At 46.5% G+C, this 17,754-nt stretch carries 17 protein-coding genes and 1 pseudogene; 7 read left to right on the forward strand and 11 right to left on the reverse strand.

Annotation, left to right across the window (positions count from 1 at the left end):
- Window positions 1-186, forward strand: a pseudogene (locus QZ331_RS10430) (hypothetical protein); the annotation flags it as partial.
- A gap of 185 nt (window positions 187-371) precedes the next feature.
- On the opposite strand, the gene QZ331_RS10435 reads toward QZ331_RS10430, so the two are convergent.
- The 6 genes from QZ331_RS10435 to QZ331_RS10460 form a co-directional block, all read right to left on the reverse strand.
- Window positions 372-3,413 carry a fimbrillin family protein gene (locus QZ331_RS10435; RefSeq protein ID WP_294630002.1) on the reverse strand — a complete coding sequence of 1,014 codons (3,042 nt, stop codon included), beginning with the start codon at window positions 3,411-3,413 and terminating at the stop codon, window positions 372-374.
- 98 nt (window positions 3,414-3,511) lie between these two features.
- On the reverse strand, window positions 3,512-4,831 hold the full coding sequence (locus QZ331_RS10440) for a fimbrillin family protein (RefSeq protein ID WP_294630004.1): 1,320 nt from the start codon (window positions 4,829-4,831) through the stop codon (window positions 3,512-3,514).
- A 32-nt stretch (window positions 4,832-4,863) separates the two neighbouring features.
- The gene (locus QZ331_RS10445) at window positions 4,864-5,796 is read right to left on the reverse strand and encodes a DUF5119 domain-containing protein (protein ID WP_294630006.1); all 933 of its coding nucleotides are present in this window, start codon (window positions 5,794-5,796) and stop codon (window positions 4,864-4,866) included.
- Complete coding sequence (locus tag QZ331_RS10450; protein ID WP_294630008.1) at window positions 5,793-7,106, reverse strand: DUF3575 domain-containing protein; 1,314 nt, start codon at window positions 7,104-7,106, stop codon at window positions 5,793-5,795. Before QZ331_RS10450 ends, QZ331_RS10445 begins: the two co-directional genes overlap by 4 nt.
- A gap of 139 nt (window positions 7,107-7,245) precedes the next feature.
- Complete coding sequence (locus QZ331_RS10455; protein WP_294630009.1) at window positions 7,246-8,313, reverse strand: DUF4831 family protein; 1,068 nt, start codon at window positions 8,311-8,313, stop codon at window positions 7,246-7,248.
- A 73-nt stretch (window positions 8,314-8,386) separates the two neighbouring features.
- On the reverse strand, window positions 8,387-9,898 hold the full coding sequence (locus QZ331_RS10460) for an NAD(P)H-hydrate dehydratase (protein WP_294630010.1): 1,512 nt from the start codon (window positions 9,896-9,898) through the stop codon (window positions 8,387-8,389).
- 127 nt (window positions 9,899-10,025) lie between these two features.
- Here QZ331_RS10460 and QZ331_RS10465 point away from each other — a divergent pair, with 127 nt between their 5' ends.
- The 6 genes from QZ331_RS10465 to pgeF all read left to right on the forward strand — a co-directional run bounded on the left by QZ331_RS10465 (window position 10,026) and on the right by pgeF (window position 13,920).
- A complete protein-coding gene (locus QZ331_RS10465; RefSeq protein WP_294630012.1) occupies window positions 10,026-10,271 on the forward strand; it encodes a hypothetical protein in 246 nt (81 codons plus the stop codon).
- Between the two features lie 6 nt (window positions 10,272-10,277).
- On the forward strand, window positions 10,278-10,820 hold the full coding sequence (hpt, locus tag QZ331_RS10470) for a hypoxanthine phosphoribosyltransferase (protein WP_294630014.1): 543 nt from the start codon (window positions 10,278-10,280) through the stop codon (window positions 10,818-10,820).
- A gap of 71 nt (window positions 10,821-10,891) precedes the next feature.
- Complete coding sequence (locus QZ331_RS10475; RefSeq protein ID WP_294630016.1) at window positions 10,892-11,470, forward strand: adenylate kinase; 579 nt, start codon at window positions 10,892-10,894, stop codon at window positions 11,468-11,470.
- A 27-nt stretch (window positions 11,471-11,497) separates the two neighbouring features.
- Window positions 11,498-11,863, forward strand: a complete 366-nt coding sequence (locus QZ331_RS10480) for a four helix bundle protein (RefSeq protein WP_294630018.1) — start codon at window positions 11,498-11,500, stop codon at window positions 11,861-11,863.
- A 90-nt stretch (window positions 11,864-11,953) separates the two neighbouring features.
- On the forward strand, window positions 11,954-13,108 hold the full coding sequence (gene obgE, locus QZ331_RS10485; protein WP_294630020.1) for a GTPase ObgE: 1,155 nt from the start codon (window positions 11,954-11,956) through the stop codon (window positions 13,106-13,108).
- A complete protein-coding gene (pgeF, locus tag QZ331_RS10490) occupies window positions 13,105-13,920 on the forward strand; it encodes a peptidoglycan editing factor PgeF (RefSeq protein WP_294630022.1) in 816 nt (271 codons plus the stop codon). Before obgE ends, pgeF begins: the two co-directional genes overlap by 4 nt.
- On the opposite strand, the gene QZ331_RS10495 is transcribed toward pgeF, so the two are convergent.
- The 5 genes from QZ331_RS10495 to QZ331_RS10515 are packed head-to-tail and all read right to left on the reverse strand — an operon-like array spanning window position 13,917 to window position 17,667.
- Window positions 13,917-14,495, reverse strand: coding sequence for a zinc ribbon domain-containing protein (locus tag QZ331_RS10495; RefSeq protein ID WP_294630024.1), 579 nt, complete (start codon window positions 14,493-14,495; stop codon window positions 13,917-13,919). The genes pgeF and QZ331_RS10495 overlap by 4 nt on opposite strands.
- A 32-nt stretch (window positions 14,496-14,527) precedes the next feature.
- Window positions 14,528-15,280, reverse strand: a complete 753-nt coding sequence (locus tag QZ331_RS10500; RefSeq protein ID WP_294630026.1) for a hypothetical protein — start codon at window positions 15,278-15,280, stop codon at window positions 14,528-14,530.
- A gap of 24 nt (window positions 15,281-15,304) precedes the next feature.
- Window positions 15,305-16,516, reverse strand: a complete 1,212-nt coding sequence (locus QZ331_RS10505; RefSeq protein WP_294630028.1) for an SPFH domain-containing protein — start codon at window positions 16,514-16,516, stop codon at window positions 15,305-15,307.
- Between the two features lie 17 nt (window positions 16,517-16,533).
- Window positions 16,534-16,959, reverse strand: coding sequence for a membrane protein insertion efficiency factor YidD (gene yidD / locus QZ331_RS10510; RefSeq protein WP_294630030.1), 426 nt, complete (start codon window positions 16,957-16,959; stop codon window positions 16,534-16,536).
- A 30-nt stretch (window positions 16,960-16,989) separates the two neighbouring features.
- Window positions 16,990-17,667, reverse strand: coding sequence for a hypothetical protein (locus tag QZ331_RS10515; protein ID WP_294630032.1), 678 nt, complete (start codon window positions 17,665-17,667; stop codon window positions 16,990-16,992).
- Between the last annotated feature and the right edge of the window lie 87 nt (window positions 17,668-17,754).

Here is a 17,754-nt window from a genome sequence, read left to right on the forward strand (position 1 = left end):
AATATCAATACAGAGCGTGAAGAAGGTAGAGCGGAGGGTAGAGCAGAAGGACGTGAAGAGGGACGTATGGAAGGTGCAAGAGAAGCGAACTTAAACAATGCCCGTAATTTGAAAAAATTAGGAATAGTTGTTGATGTGATTTCACAAGCTACCGGATTGTCTCGTGAAGAAATTGAAAATTTATAGCTATGTTGACTTCTGATTGACGGCGATTCTCTATAATCAGAGACAGTAATTCCTGTATTTTGTTGATTAGGGATATTTAGGAAATATATAAGGCAACTAATTCTTTGCGAGTTAGTTGCCTTATATTTATTGTATACCTATATGGAAATGGCTATACATACTTGATGTGTCTGAGGTAAAACCTATTAATCACGCTCACGTATGGGACGTAGGGTGAATCCATAAGCGTTGTTAGTACCGTAAATGATACCAACGTGTTGATTCTTATTGTCGTTTGCCTGTCTATTGTCAATAGAAAATAAAAGGCAACTTGAAGAAGCGTTATCTTCATTTTTGAATCCAGAACTTGCTATAAATGTCAATTTAGAATGAGCAGGCCATGTACCATGTTCTACATCACGGTAACGTATTCCCATATCTCTTAAACCGGTAGCAGGAAAGAGGAATAAATTCCCACCGTCTTTCTCTCTTATATTCCAACCTGTTATGACTCCTTTTTCCAAAATAGCATGGAAATCAGTTAAATCTTTATCTGGTATAGTAGCACCTAAAGTGTTTGCAAACTTTGAAAAAGCAGAAGGAGGTGGAATCTTATATCCTGCTGGCGAAGGATCATATATTGTTTTAACGACATATTTGTTATTAGGCAATTCGGTTGAACCAGTATTACCGCTTTCATCTAATTGTGAATTCCAGAAATTCATAATAGTTTTTTGCTTATAAATAGTTTTCTCGCCATTATGCCAGTGGCGTCGTAAATAATTGTTCAGAGTATCTTTATCTGATGCAGGTCTCCGGTGTATAAAAAAGTGATGTGGTTCTTTAATGCTTTCGCCAATAGAACGGCCGCTTTCTGCTGATGTAAATTTATAATTTGTGGTAGAATAAAATACTTTATTCTCCATATCCAGTTCTTCTTTATAATCAATCTTTAGAGGATCGTAATCAAAGTAAAGCTCTCCTATTGGTGCTTTGGCAAGAATTTCTGCATTATATACTCCCGGAAGCATAGGGTCTTTACGTCCCCATTGAAAATAAGGATTATCACCGGCTGTAGATTCGACTATTCCCGGTTGAGTAAATGTGAATACACCATTTTCTTCTTCTTTCACAGGAACGTCGTTAATGCTTACATTCTTGGTTATTAATTGTTTTGTACCATTAGGCATGGTTCCCCAAAAACGAATTTTAATTGTTCTTTCATCTCCTTTTCCATGAGGATCGCAATAACCGAGGTTGGTACATAAGAATTGGAAATTTTGTCCCTTTACATTCACTGCCTTTGATTCTTGAAACTTCTCCAAGTCACAATATGTTGCCCATATATGCCAACTCCATAAGATTGTTTTTTCGTCATCGTTACCGCGTACGGCAATTACTGCGTTGCCTTGATTGAAAGCCTCTTTGGGCATATAGAAATATACCCAGCCATCTTTATATTCAATGTCCGTCACTAAATCCGGACTATCCTGCCATACAAGCATTGCATCGTGAACATTAGGAATGCTTTTTGTTCCATTAATCGGGGTATCATCGTGTCCTACAAATTTTTTCAATACCAAACTATCCAATGCGGCACCTGAAGAATTGTATGTATAAGCCAATTCCCCATTCTTTCCTTGATAGGTATTTCCATACCAAGCCGGGAACTTATAATAACCGGGTTGATTGATAACATAGCAGTTGGCACTTTCTTTTTGTACAGGATTATTTTCAACTAAGTCATGATATTCGGTTTTAGAACCCTTTATCTCGTCTATCTTAAAAATTCCGTTTGTTGCATTAGTTGCTTTGTCTCGTAGTTCTTTAAAAGCGTCTTGTGCCGGTAAAAGAATGGAGCCGGAAACAAAGGGAACAGGGTCGTCATCGGTTATGGTGGAGGTAGCGGTATCTTCGGGTTTAGGAGCAGGAAGCCATCCGTCGCTACCTTTTTGAGTCGTTGTCCAGCTATTTCCATTATTTGTGGAATATTCTATCTCGACAGAAGAAAACGCTAAATTCTTTGTTGCCTGTCCTTCTTGCACCACTTTTGCATATGCCGCCAACTGCACATCATGCAAATAACCACTGACTGGAAGATAAGCATTTTGTTCCTCTTTGGTAGCTGGTACTTCGCCATTCATCCAAATATCGTTGTGGTTGATTTTTAAATCAATAATAGGCTCTACGATAATTCCTGTAGAAGAAATAGAGTAGGCGACTTTCTTTCCCATTGGCCATTCACTTCCTTCGAGTTTGGCAGTCAAGGTGCGGGGAGTATGGGTCAGGCTGTCTGTAAACTCTACGATTAACTTGGCGTCTGTGGGAAGAGTTTGGGGAATCATCATGAAGGTTAGCTCACCGTCTACGATTTCCTCGCCGGGTTTTGTGTAATCTACGATATCTTTTTCTTCGTTAGGGGTTGTGTCGGTGTTATTTTCTTTTTCCGGCAATTTGAGGGAAAGTGTTACTTCGAAGTCGGTCGTTTCTGAAGTTGTCGTCCATTTATCAGAGCCGATTTGATGAGTTCCCTTACCGTGTACTCCCGTGAGGGAGACTTTCGTAATGGTTCCTTCTAGCATTTTCTGTCCTGTTTTTATGGTGACGGCGGTCAATGTATGTTTAAATTTTAAGGATACAGCTCCTCCTTGCCCTCCCGGACAGTCTTCCATTGCTGTCATGAGGTCGCATTGTGCTTTCACGTCTTCGGGGACGGTGTAGGTGAGTGTCGGAATCGTTGTGTTAGAATAGTTGATACCGTTTTCCGGTTTGTCTGTAGCAGAATATGGAGAATAGGCAAAGAACCGTATTTTGCCCGAGCCAAGCCAATTCAGTTTCTCTTCCGTATTCCAGGTAGTACCTGTGCCTTTGCTTACTTTTAAGTTGCGTGCAAAATTAGTGCTCCAATCGGTTGGCTCTTCTGTTGGCCATTCACCGGTATAACAGATAGCGGAAAGTCCGAAGTTATCGTAAAACTTGTCGGTAGAGGTAACCGGAGTACCGCGAGTCACAGCATCGGAAGCTGCTGCGTTTACAGTAGCTTCCGATATCTCAGTGACAAGGTATAACGGTTCCGCATCGTCGGATTGCGACATTTTCTTTATGCTTATATCCGTTGCTGCACGAGATAAGCCGTTACTCCAATTGTTTGGTACTTCTACGTCGAATGTAAGCAAACCTGTCTCTTCCTGTTGGTATTTATTGAATGTATCGTCTATACAGGAAGATACGGAATAAGCTATCGCCATATATGTACATATAAGGCCTATGAATCCGAAGGCAGGACGAAAGGAATTGGAATGTCGCATAATGATTACAGTCGTTTTTCTTTAAATAGAATCAATGATTAGCTCATCGGAGTGTTGGGCTTGCTTTCGTCTTCTTTTGCAGATTCCCATTCTTCTACTGATACCTTGAAAGAAATAGGGTAATCAAGTACAAGATCGCCCGGATTTTTGCCCGTAGGACGTTTGACGATTGTCAATACACCTGTTTCGGATTTAGGCAGGCCATTAGTATTTTCCACACCATCGGGTGGATAAATGCCCGCACCACTGTTTGCTCCACAGAATTCCAAATTGTATATGTAGGTTACTCCCGGTTGCCAATCCGGTGTAATAGGGACACAAGTATATCCATATTGTGTTTCATCAACTGTGTCATTGGCTGGGAAAAGTTGATGCTTGTGTGTAGCATTACTTGTGGCAGGTTTATCTTCATCTCCTTCGAGATGTTCTGCACCCGGATGTTCCACTTCAACACGGCAAAGCAATAAGATATATGCTCCATCGGAAGTTGCTGTATTATTCAGCGCTTCAGCTTTTTGTGGAATAAGCATCAAACTGCTGCTACTGGTTTGCTCTGAAATCTGTTCGGTAGTTTGTTCTTTGATTAAACTTGCATAACCTTGATTAAGTGATACTTCTTCTTTAAAGAAAACACCATAGTTGGCTTTGGGCTTGGTATCATAATCCCATCTCATGCAATTTTTATATTTGAATACTTCTTTTTCATCTTGTGTTACTTTGGTATTATCAAATGAAAGTTGTCCGCTTCCATATACATTCATTAACCATGCTCCTTTGATATCTACATATCGTCCGGGGCCACATTTGGCTTTAATGGCAATCTGTGATAATGCGTGGTTGAATTTCAATTCTACGTTCATACCGGTTACTCCTGTTCGCGTAGCTTCTGTATAAGCCACAACAAGATCTTTATGGGATTCTCCACCCTTCTCTAAGTTTGAGGTAGGAGTGTAATCACCAAATGTTTGGTTTTGTGCAGTTATTTTAGGTTCTATATCAATATCTTCATCTTTATTGTCATTTCCTGCGGGTCCATACGCCCAAAAGCGAATGGTGTTTACATTTGAAGGCCAAAAATAACTTTCTTCATTTTTATTCTTCAATATGTATTTGTTGGTGTTGTTTTCTTTTTTGGCTACATCACCGTTGATAAACATCGTGTTGTATTTGTCGGCATCGGCATATACACGAAAGGCTTTCAAGTTGTTTAGGTTGGTCACATTTGCACGTGTCCTCACTTGCGTAGTGAATGAAATTCCCTCACCCTGATAGCTCTCCACCAATTCATCGTTTGAACAAGCGGCAAACGTAATGGAAAGCATTGCGGTCATTCCCAGTAATTTTACATTTTTGTTCATAATCTATTCTTTTTATTTTGTTAATTTATTCATTAATCCATCGGTATATCCACTTCCACTTCGTCCCATCCCGGAACCGACGGAGACATTCCTTCTTCCGGTTTTGGAAGAACCACCTCTTCGTCAATTACCACATGGATATGTTTCGGGTCGGTAACCTCATGCATTTGGTCGGTCACATCGAAATCAAGAAAGTTCTTGTTGGACGTATAGATGGAAAAGTAGTGGATTCCTTCTTCTTGCGGACAATGGCCAAATGATACGAACCGGGCAATAAGCGTGTGGCTGTCGGGACGTTGCAACGAGAGCGGCATTGTCACAGACAGACCGGAAGATATACCGTAAGCCGGGCGCCAACTCTCCGACATACCCGTGAGTGCTGCGCTGATATCGAGATTGTCGGACATATTCTGTACGTTCCGCACCTCGATGGTATATTCTACCGTTGCTTCGGCGGGAAATAATGTGACCGACTGGCCGGACACTCCTGCCAATACTTCCAACTTTTCGTGACATCCGCCCCATACCGTTTCGGGGACGCCATGTACAAGTTGGTCGTCGGTGTCGGACGGGCGTGGCGGCATACTCAACTCACCCCGTCCCATCGGGTCGAGAAGAGATTGCGGAAGAGTGGTTACCTCGTACGTGTCATATGTATTTCCGCGTTCGTCTACCGATTTCATTTCGCCGTTGTGGAACAATAATTTGTACTTGCCTGCTTCAATGCGAATCTTTCCACCATTGGTCGAACCGAATTCGTGGCGGATATAATGGCTGCCGTCTGTACGGAAAATCTGTACGACCATCGTCTGAGGAGTGGCATTGGGAGCTGCTTCCCAGTCGAACTTTATTTCCATGTCGACCATGTGCGAATGGTCGAAACAAATATCCTTATGTTCGCACGAACTGAACAGTATGGCTGATACCGACAGCATATACCATATTATATAGGAGAAACGCATCATTGCGCACCTCCCTTCTGTTCGTTGCGCCCTCCGATGTACCAGACAAGTGATATTTCGGCTTTAGTAGGACCGAACCATTTCCGGTTGCGGGTAGATTCCCACACATAGCAATTGTCTTCGGGGTGATATTTCATGTAATCGCCGTTCAAATAGCCGACTCCTAAGGTGAAGTCGATATTGAATTGCCGCCCTATCGGCAACGAATATCCGTAGGAGAGACCGGCGCCCCAACTCCAACGGTCGCCCAAATAGCCGCGTCCGCCCCATTCCATGTCGTAAGTCAGCATTTGACCGTAGATTCCGACGTGATGTCCACACAGCGCCGACCGCTTTCGGTGCTGAGGAGAAAACCAATAACGACACTCGGCATCGCCACCGTAGATACGCCAAAAACGGTGTTTCACATCATTGTTCCACCATGCATATACCCAGTTGGCTCCAACCGACCATTGAGAACCGATAGCCACTTCCAACCCGATGTTGGGAATGGCGGCGCCATCATAAAGTAGGTTGGTTTTCAGTAAGGCGGTAATTCTCTTGTGTTCTTTCTGGGTAGAGATACGAGGGGCCGAGACAACAGGAACATAGGTTGCCGAATCATGGGCAGTCGGATTGTGAACAATCGAATCGTGATTAGAAGCCGCTACTGACGGGTCGATAACGGTGAGCGTATCTTGGGGGAGTTTGTCGGCATCGACACACAATAGCTCCCGCACACATTCGATGCGGAACCGTGCATTCCGTAAGTCGGGGAAAAATTTCTCCTTCATATACTCCCATGCACGTCCGCCCCGGAGCATACATAAACGGTTTTTACGACCGTCTACGATACGCTTATCCTTGTCGAAAATCCAAATGGGAGTATTGGCAATGATTTCAATCGCTTCGTTGCGCCACGGCTGTTCAGTGGCGGCTATCATTTTGCTCAGTAATTCCCAGTCTACATCGGAGGGAGCTACTTTGATGATGGAATCTGCGAGGTGGGTTTTGTTGAGGATATAAGCACGTACGTTCTTTGCACGTTTCTCCGAAAGAGTGCGATTCATGGGAGTATATCCTTCGGGCGAGGCGCATCCTTTTATCGTTATGGACTTTACAATTGCCGACGAATCGGAGACAGCATTGTTCAATAGAGAGACCAAGTGTTCCAGATGTGCCTTATTGTCGCAGAAAAGAGTGTCGACAGAGGAGTAGCCCTGTCGGAACTTCACTTGCACATACAAAGTATCTTTCGACACTTCCATACCCTCAATAGGCAGAATGAATGAAAAAAGTAGTAATAAATGACATACGACTTTTGTCTTTTTCATAACTACATGATGCTAATTAAATTGGCAGATTCAGGTCTTCTATAAAAACTACTGCAAAGTTATTTTAATGCAATGGTTCAACCAAATGTTTTAACTATAATTAGCATAAGGGTATGGATGTGCTACGGGTTGAGGGCTTTTATTTGCCCTCTTCCCTGTCTACTTTGATTAATCCGCCCGTATTCGGGTCGAAGTACACTTTGATGGTGTTGTTTTTGTTGAACAATACCGGCGCCAGGTATTCTACCACGCCGAATTGGGTAACGGGAAGTTCGCCTTCGTATAGTTTCCTCTTGCCGTCGGTCAGTATGACCAATGCTTGTCCGGGAACGTTGTAGGCAATTCCATCCAAGTCTTTTTTCTTCTTTCCGTCCTCCTGGGGTATATTGACCGATTTCAGGTCTTTCAGGCTGATATAGAACGGGGTTCCCGCCAAGTCGTGGTTGGCAACCACGCCCAACTTCTTGGAGAAACGGAAAGCGACTTCGTTACTGAGTTCCTTGTCGGGGGTAAGGCGGACGGTGAATGTTTTTTCCTCTTTGCTACGCACGCCGGAGAACATTTTGGTCATGGCGTCTTCCTGCATATTCAAGTTGTCGAGCATGATTTTGAGCTGTGCGCCATCCGAGGGCGTGTTGTCCGCCTGCCCGCGCAATAAGGCGTTTTTGCTTTCGCGGATATTGTAGATTTCCTTAGCCACCAACTCTGCCATCTTGGCTGTGGAGTTTGCCATCAGAATCTCTTCGGTCAGGAAGTCGCGGGGATTGGTGCTCTTGGAGGGGGCGGGAGCGGCCGGGGCGCTTTTCTTTGCAGAGTGGTCGGGGCTGTAGGGCACGTTGATGGATTTCACCATTCCGTTTTCGGTAAGTTCCATGAGCGGGGCTACCGTTTTGTCTTTCAGTTTGACGAAGTAGGTAGCTTCGCTGTCGGGTATTCCTACTGATTTCACTTTTACGCCGGTCAGTTCCCAATACGTTTCGGGGGTGGGGGATACGTTATTCAGCCGCAGGTAGCGGTCGGCATATTTGCAGAACTCTCCCGGGGTGTAGCTCACTTTGCTGGTTTTTATTTCAAGCTCTATTTGAGTCTTTGGCAGGCTGTACACCACTCCGTAATCCTTGCCACGGGTGACGCCCGTCAGTACTTCGGTTTGTGCGTATGCAGAAGTAGCCATGAGTACTCCTGCTGCCATAATCAACTTTTTCATATGCGGTTTTCTTTTCACTGGTTTTGAAAACAAAGTTAATGAAGTTATTGAAAAAACGGTAAGTTCTTAACTTTTATTCGCTTACGACCCTCCAGGCTGCGGGCAGGCAGGTGACGATGTCGCTTGCTATCAGCCCCACCGTACCTTGTTTCTTTTGGGCTATGTCTCCCGCCAATCCGTGGATGTAGACTCCGATTTTGGCAGCCTCTTCGCTGGAATAGCCTTGTGCCAGGAGAGCGAGGATTACTCCGGTGAGCACATCGCCACTGCCGCCGGTTGCCATTCCGGGATTGCCTGTGGGGTTGAAGAAGCATTTGCCTTTGGGGGTGATGATGGCGGAGAATGCGCCTTTCAGTACAATATGCACATGGGCGGCGTGTGCCAATTCGCACGCTTTCGTCAGCCGCTCGTAAGAATCCTGGCACTTGCCGGTGAGCCGTTCCAACTCCTTCGGGTGCGGGGTGAGGATGGAGCCTTTCGGCAGATGCGTGAGCGTGTGGCGGTGGTTGGCGAGGATGTTCAGTGCGTCGGCGTCGAGCACTACAGGCGTCTGGCACTGTTCGAGTTGTTCTATGAGGGCGGCTTCGGTCTCCTCGTTCTGCCCCAATCCGGGGCCGATGCCTACGGCTTGATAGTCGTCGGTGTCGGTGGGCACGGCGAAGTAGTCTTCGCTGGCGTCGGTCTCTACCATTGCTTCGGGCACGGCGGTTTGCAGGATGTTGCCGTTACATATCGGGGCGTGTACGGTGAGCAGCCCTACGCCGGAGCGCAGGCAGGCACGGGCGGCCAGTACCGAGGCGCCTGCCATTCCTTTCGAGCCGGCTATGAGCAGTGCACGGCCGAAGTTGCCTTTATGGGCGAATGGCTTGCGCGGTTTGATGAGCGACCGTATTTCCTCCATTTCCAGTATTTCGTAGTTGGTCTCTGTCTCCTCGATTCCCTCTTCGCTCAGTTCGATGTCGAGCAACTCCCATTCGCCCACGAATTCGGCGTTTTCGGCAAAGAGGAAAGCCAGCTTCGGCAGTTGTAGGCTGAAGGTGACGTCGGCGCGGATGATGTTGCCTTTGATGTTGAATGTATTTTCCTCTCCCATCAGTCCCGAGGGTATGTCGATGGCTGCCACTGTGGCGGAAGAGGAGTTGATGTATTTCACTACGGCTGCGAATCCGCCGCTCAGCGGTTTGTTCAGTCCCGAACCGAACAGGCCGTCGATGACCAGGTGGTCGGGGGTTAAGACCGGTGGAATGAACTGTGTGCTGATTTCGTGGAATGTCACTTCTTCCATCATTTCCACCAGTTCTTTGTTCGTCTGGCAGTCGGGCGAAAGTTCTCCCTTTATATTAAATAGGTAGACTTCTGTCTTGTATCCTTTCTCGGCCATCATGCGGGCTACGGCGAGGGCGTCTCCACCGTTGTTGCCCGGACCTGCAAATACGGTGACGGGCGTTTCCGTGTTCCATCTCTTGGTAATGGCTTTGGTGAGAGCGGTTGCTGCACGTTCCATCAGGTCTATCGACGCAATCAGTTCGTGTTCAATGGTATAAGCATCTAATTTCTTGATACTGCTGCTTGGGAATATTTTCATTTGGATGTTCTTTTTAGTTTTCTTGCGACAAATGTACATGATTCTTCTGACTTTTCCCGTTTGTTGCGGGAAGAAAACTTGTGAATCGTGCCTGGCCAACGCGTGAAGTCCGTTTGACACATACGCAATGTCTGCTTTATGTGTGGTGGAAAAGCCGTTTTTGACAAAAGCCGACTGGAGTCGGCCTTTGACCGGAAACGGTTTTGCGCCCGCCTTCAAGCAGTTTTCTTTGCCCGCCGTTGCCATGAACCGGCGGGCACTGTGCCCGGGGGCTGAAAACAATCCTCATCTTCCTTCTTTCAAAGAAATTGCGGCGAAGGATGCACGGAGTAGAAGAAAAAATTGTATTTTTGCGACAACTTTTTTAAAATAACCGGTTATGGATACCATTCAGATAAAAGACAAACTATTTACCGTTTCTATTAAGGAACAAGAAATACAGAAGGAAGTGATTCGCGTGGCAAACGAAATCAACCGCGACCTGGCGGGCAAGAATCCGCTTTTCCTTAGTGTGCTGAACGGCTCGTTTATGTTTACCGCCGATTTGCTGAAACATATCACCATCCCTTGCGAAATCTCGTTTGTGAAGTTGGCTTCTTATCAGGGCGTCACTTCCACCGGAGTCATCAAGGAAGTAATCGGCTTGAATGAGGACATCGCCGGGCGTACGATTGTCATCGTAGAGGATATCGTGGACACGGGGCTTACCATGCAACGCCTGCTGGAAACATTGGGCACGCGCAACCCCGAAGAGATACACATCGCCTCGCTGCTGGTGAAGCCGGACAAACTGAAGGTTGACCTCAATATCAAGTACGTGGCAATGGAAATACCGAACGACTTCATCGTCGGCTACGGACTCGACTACGACGGCTTCGGACGAAACTACCCCGACATTTATACAGTAGTGGAAGAAGGGTAACAGATTGGCAGAATAATAGGTACCAGTTTTAAATGGTAAATTGTAAATAGTTAAAACAGTAAAATAACAAAATGTTGAACATTGTAATTTTCGGTGCTCCCGGTTCAGGAAAAGGGACACAGAGCGAACGTATTGTAGAAAAGTATGGAATCAACCACATCTCTACGGGAGATGTTTTGCGTGCGGAAATCAAGAACGGCACGGAGTTGGGCAAGACTGCCAAAGGCTATATCGACCAGGGACAACTGATTCCCGACGAACTGATGATTGATATCCTGGCAAGCGTGTTCGACAGCTTCGAGGACAGCAAGGGTGTTATCTTCGACGGTTTCCCCAGAACAATAGCGCAGGCGGAAGCATTGAAGAAGATGTTGGCCGAAAGAGGACAGGGAGTATCGGTGATGCTCGACCTCGAAGTGCCGGAAGCCGAACTGATGGTGCGCCTTATCAAACGAGGCAAGGACTCGGGCCGTGCCGACGATAACGAAGAGACTATCAAAAAACGTCTGCACGTATATCACTCACAGACTGCTCCGCTGATTGACTGGTACAAGAACGAACAGAAATACCAGCACATCAACGGATTGGGTACGATGGAGGGAATCTTTGCCGAAATCTGCGAAGTGGTGGATGGAGTGGTTAAAGAGTAGTTAAGTAGTTAGAGTAGTTAAGTAGGAATGTCTGCGCAGTCATTTGAAGATTTGCTGGTGTGGCAGAAAGCCCATCAGTATGTATTGGATATTTATCGGGTGATCCGAAAGTTTCCTAAGGAGGAGATGTTCGGATTGGTCAATCAAATGCGCAGGGCTTCCGCTTCTATTACGGCAAATATAGCTGAAGGTTTTGTCAGGATGGGAAAGAAAGACAAATTGCATTTTTACAATATATCTCAAGGCTCATTGGAGGAAACCCGTAACTTCTTGATTCTCTCCAAAGATTTGGGATATATTTCCGATATGGAGAAAACCGAACTACAACAACAAGCAGCAGAGGTAAGCCGTATGCTGAACTCCTACTGTCAAAGTCTGATAAAATACTACTAACCCCCATATATAATAAATTATAAACCAAAGTCAGTAGCCAGAGTATCCTACTTAACTACCTCTGACTACTGACTACTAAACATCCCCACAATGGCTGAATCGAATTTTGTTGATTACGTAAAGATATACTGCCGCTCAGGTAAGGGCGGAAGAGGTTCTACGCACATGAGGCGCGAGAAATATTGTCCCAACGGAGGTCCCGACGGGGGCGATGGCGGAAGAGGAGGCCATATCATCCTGCGCGGCAACCGTAACTACTGGACCCTGCTCCACCTGAAGTACGACCGCCACGCTATGGCAGGCCACGGCGAATCGGGAAGCAAGAACCGCAGTTTCGGAAAAGACGGTGCGGACAAAATAATAGAAGTACCCTGCGGAACGGTAGTCTACAACGCCGAAACCGGAGAATACCTCTGCGACGTCACCGACGACGGACAAGAAGTAATCCTCCTCAAAGGCGGTCGCGGCGGTCAGGGCAACTGGCACTTCAAGACGGCTACCCGACAGGCACCGCGTTTTGCACAGCCGGGCGAACCGATGCAGGAAATGACCGTCATCATGGAGCTGAAACTCCTTGCCGACGTCGGCTTGGTAGGTTTCCCCAATGCAGGAAAGTCCACACTGCTCTCCTCCATCTCGGCGGCGAAACCCAAAATAGCCGATTATCCCTTCACGACACTCGAGCCCAACTTAGGCATCGTCTCCTACCGCGACGGCAAATCGTTCGTAATGGCAGACATCCCCGGAATCATCGAAGGAGCCAGCCAGGGCAAAGGCCTGGGACTACGCTTCCTGCGCCACATCGAGCGCAACTCCCTGCTGCTGTTTATGGTTCCGGCAGATAGCGACGACATTCGCAAGGAATACGACATCCTGCTCAACGAGTTGCGCACCTTCAACCCCGAGATGCTCGACAAGCAACGTGTGCTTGCCATCACCAAGAGCGATATGCTCGACCAGGAGTTGATGGACGAAATCGAGCCCACCTTGCCCGAAGGCGTGCCGCACGTGTTCATATCCTCGGTTGCCGGTTTAGGAATCTCCGTGCTGAAAGACATCCTTTGGGAAGAACTCAACAAAGAGAGCAACAAGATAGAAGCAATCGTACACCGTCCGAAAGACGTATCCCGTCTGCAACAGGAACTCAAAGACATGGGCGAGGATGAAGACATCGCTTATGAATATGCGGACGATGACGACGATTTCGATTATGAATACGAAGAAGAAGACTGGGAGGAGAAATGATATCGCTTACGGAAGATAGAAGAATGTTGGGGTACGAGTCACTGCACTTGTACTCCGACATTTTCCATTTTGTAACCACCCGCCACGGAGGAGTAGGCGGTGGAGCCTACGCATCGTTCAACTGCTCGCATTACTGTGGTGATGAGGCCGCACACGTCCGCCAAAACCGGACACGGCTGTTGGAAGCCTTCCCGCAGCGCCCCGCCGAACTGATAGTGCCCGTGCAGACCCACGGAGTGGAGATACGCCGCATAGACGCCTCCTTTCACACCCTGCCTGCCGCAAGGAAAGAAGAACTCCTGCATGGAGTAGACGCCCTGATGACTTCCGAACCGGGACACTGCATTTGCATCTCGACAGCCGACTGCGTCCCCGTGTTGCTCTACGACCGGGTGCACCGTGCCGTTGCCGCCGTTCATGCCGGATGGCGGGGGACAGTGGCGCATATCCTCAGCCGCACTTTGCAGGAGATGAACCGTTGCTTCGGCACGGAAGGTGCAGACCTCTTGGCCTGCATCGGTCCCAGCATCTCGCTTGATTCTTTTGAAGTAGGCGCAGAGGTGTACGAAGCATTTCAGAAGCAAGACTTTGATATGTCTCGCATCTCCATGTGCAACAGGCAGACAGGGAAACTCCACATCGACCTGTGGGAAGCCAACCGGATGCAGTTGGCTGACTTCGGAGTGCCCGACAGCCGGATAGAACTGGCGGGTATCTGCACGTATGCGTGCTACGAGGAATTCTTTTCCGCAAGGCGGTTGGGCGTCCGTTCCGGACGCATCCTGTCGGGGATTATGCTGACGGCGACTTAAGGCCGGGGCACGCCGAGCATGGCATGGAAAGAGTTGATGTCGTACTCCGTAAGTCCGTATTGGATGGCGGTAGTGAACAACTCTTCGGCTGTAGGCGATGTCTTGAAGAATTTCCTGTTGTAGTAATCCTGTTTAATGTAGGACATGAAATAGTAAAAAACCGGTTGCGGTTCAATCATGACTGCCGCATTCAGATACTCTTCTATTTGATTGATGGCGGGCCGGGGTGTCACAAACGGTTTCTTGCCTTGCAGCAAGGAGACGGCGGCAAGGAAGAAGGGTTCGGGGTTGTCGAAATTCTCCGCCGTTGCTTTCTCGAAAGCGGCGGCAGCCTTTTCATACATTTTCAGTCGCAGATAGCAGATACCGACCGATAAGTTCAAGTCTCGATTGTCAGGATTCTCGGTCAGCGATTTCTTGTAAGAATTGGCATACTTGTTGATTTGCGGCAAAGGCATATCACTTACTCCCTTGAAGGAAGTGAGGATAATCGGGCTTTGGCAGTATTCGCAATTTTGCTGTTGCGTAGACACATGAGCTCCGCAACTGGGGCATGAAAGTGAGATGATTTCCATGATTGGTACTTTATTTCTTTTTTTGAAGTAAGTTATTTCCGGGATAGATTGCGCAGCAGGTTTATTTCGCCTTCCGCATTGGCGGAAAACTGTTTCAGTTGGCGGTCAATCGTGTGGCAGTCTGCGTCGGGATGCTGCATTTCGGTAAGGATATTTTCGCAACGCTCTACTATTCCGTTGAGTTGTCCTACCGCCATATTGTTCCGAAAAACAGCAGGAGTAAGGTGGCTTATCTTAATGATAAGCGTTCCTAATGCTTTATATCCGTCCGATTGCGAAAGGTCGCAACCTTTGCTGTTGCCTTCACGCAGGTAGGTGGAAGCAAGCAGTTTCATCTTCTCCGTATAAAAACGGATATTCTTTATTTCGCACATCTGTTTTTCCGTCTGTTCCTGATAATTGTTGTCGGTCTGTGTGATGAGCGAACTGAGAATTACAAACAACAGCAGCATGATGATATGTACGGCAATATATACATTGTATGAAAGGAAGCCACTCATCAGCAAGGAATAACCTGCCATCCAGCTTGTGCCGCCTATCATATAGTAAACGGCGCCGATTCCCATGATGCTGTAGAATGCTCCCGATACGTTCCGCTCTCTGCGTCGTACGCAATTCAGATAACCGAAGAATATTCCCTCCAGCAATAACGTATATGTGAGGTTCGTATAAAACAAGGCACCCGCATCCTCTGGCTGGAACAGTAGAAATAGTACCATCGTGACAATACCTGTCAGCAGAGGTACTATTATGTTGGATATGAAAGAAATGTTGTTTTTGGTCATATGCAGATTCGTTAAAGAAAAGGGTTACAGGATAGGCGGTGGGGGAGGAACTGCGCCGAATAATGACTGTAACTCTGCGCAATCACCGGCTTTGCTCCATTGTGGCATACCGTTTTTCCATACATAACTTTCGCGTGTGATAGTTCCGTTTTGTACCATTTGTTGCAGTGCCGACAAGTCGAACGGGCCTTGTTGGGCATTATTGACCAATACATGATACATACTGGCAACAGGCGGCGGAGTGGCGGGCGCCTGTTGCTGGCTTGTCATGACATCGGCTATGTTTCCCATTTGTGTGCCAAACGCTCCTCCGATACCTACTCCCATACCCAGTCCCATTCCGACGCTCATCATTTGTCCGCTTCCCCCTTCGTTTCCGGCTGCTGTTTCCATAACGTCAAATTGTCGTTCTTCCTGGAAAGTGTAATGTTCGATGTTGCGTCGTTGCGCGCGTCCTTGTGCTTCGAATATTTCGGCTGCGGCATTGGCCTGTGCTTCCAGCACTTTTTGGACATTCGGGTGATTTTCATCATAATTGATGCTGGACAGGTTGAAATTCTCCAGGCTGATACCAAACTTGGCAAATTCGTTTCGTAGGCTGTCGTGCAGGTATTGTGCCATTTGTGGCGAAAATTCGGGCAAATCGACCACTGAGATTCTTTCCCGCTTCATAAATTGACCGAAGCTGGCGTTCAATTGCTGGAGAACTACGGATTTGAATTGTTCTATAATGCTTTGGGTATCGAATAAATGAAGAGTACCTACCAATTCGCCCAGCAACATGGAGGCGTCTGTAATGCGGATACCGTATTCCCCGAAAGCACGCACCGGGATAGGGATACTGTAAAGCGGATCTCTGACAGGAACAGGATGGACGGTACCGAACTTAAGGTTACGGCGTACGGTTTTGCTGACAAACCATACTTCTGCCGTAAAAGGAGTGCGTCCTCCGAAGGGCAGATTGATAAGTTTTTGAAGGATAGGAATATTATTGATGGAAAGCGTGTGTGTTCCTTCACCAAAAACATCACATATAGCCCCGCCACGCAGGAAAATAGCTTCTTGGCTGTGGTTCACTATTAACTGTGAGCCGACGGAGAGATTGTCATAAGGAAATTTCCATACGATGTCTTCTGCTTCTCCGTTGAACGATATCCGGTCGATAAAACCTTTGCGCTCTTCTCCCTGACCGTCGTATGTCCGACCGTCTGTTCGTTGTTTATTAAAGAATCCCATACGTAAAAAGTGTTGTTTTATGGATAATCAATGCCGTATTCTATCCCCCGGCACATTCTGAATAAACGGATGTATGTTTTATAGCTCCCTTTTATTAGCCCGTATTTCTCCAATGCAAGAATAGCATATTCGGAACACGTCGGTTTATAAAGACATTTTCTTCTTATCTCTTCCGGAGCATAGTGCTGATAAAGTTTCACTAAGCCTATTAACAGATGCTTTCCGGTCAGGATAAAAACAGAGAGGTTGCCGATAAAATAGTACATAAGAAAAGTGCCCGTCTCCGAAGAAAGCAGATACGACAGAGTGCTAATCGCAATTTCTGTAGCGGACACGATACTTGCCGCTTTGCTCCATCTAAGCGGCGGCCGTTCCAGAGGATGAAAAAGGCAGTACTCTTTCGCTTCTTTTTGTTCCCTGGAGAGCGGACACTTTTCTGTCACACATTTATCTAATTGCATATAACATTACATTCAGGCTTTCTTTTCTCTAAGTTTAGCCTTCATGCCCTGAATAGCCTTTTCGGTATAGTCACTTTGCTCCATAGAACAATAGAACTTGTCGCCCGGAACTGTCAGCGCAAAACGGTTGCTGTCTACGTTGATAAGTACGTTTTTCTTCTGTTTCGGGTCATATTGCGGAGTTTCTACTGTATCGGAAGAGGTGGAGAAGTTGGTAATGTCTTTATAGAAATATTCTTCTGTCGCTTCCTTCTTGCCGTCTTCGTCCATATTGAACGTATATTGATAGAGGTAAACCTGGGTTTCGCTAAAGAATAACCAAGATACCTGATAGGCGGAACTCCGGTACACATTGTCTTTGCCCAAACGTGTGAATACGCTCTTGCCAAACAACCATCCTTCGAAATGAACAGGTTCGATTTCATTGACTTCACTCTCGTCCAAGCCTATTTTGTTCAAGGCTTTCTGTCTGAAGTTCATACTGTTCAATACATTGCGCACCATTGCATCGTATTCTTCGTCTTTCATTCTTTTGGAAAAACATCCGTCGTCGTTACAGAAGTAGCGGATTACTTTCTTTTGATTTTCGCTTCTTCCCTTGATGCGCGATTTAACAAACTCGTTATCATTGTTGCCAAAGATTTTATAAGCGATATAGGCAACGACAAGTAAGACAATAATAAATACCATAATGTGTTTATTTTATATAAGATTAATAATGAGTGCAAAGATAGAGGAGTGGAGGATATGAGAATGGATTATAGCGTCGAAAGAGCT

This window comes from uncultured Bacteroides sp. (genome assembly GCF_910586915.1).
Taxonomy (GTDB): domain Bacteria; phylum Bacteroidota; class Bacteroidia; order Bacteroidales; family Bacteroidaceae; genus Bacteroides.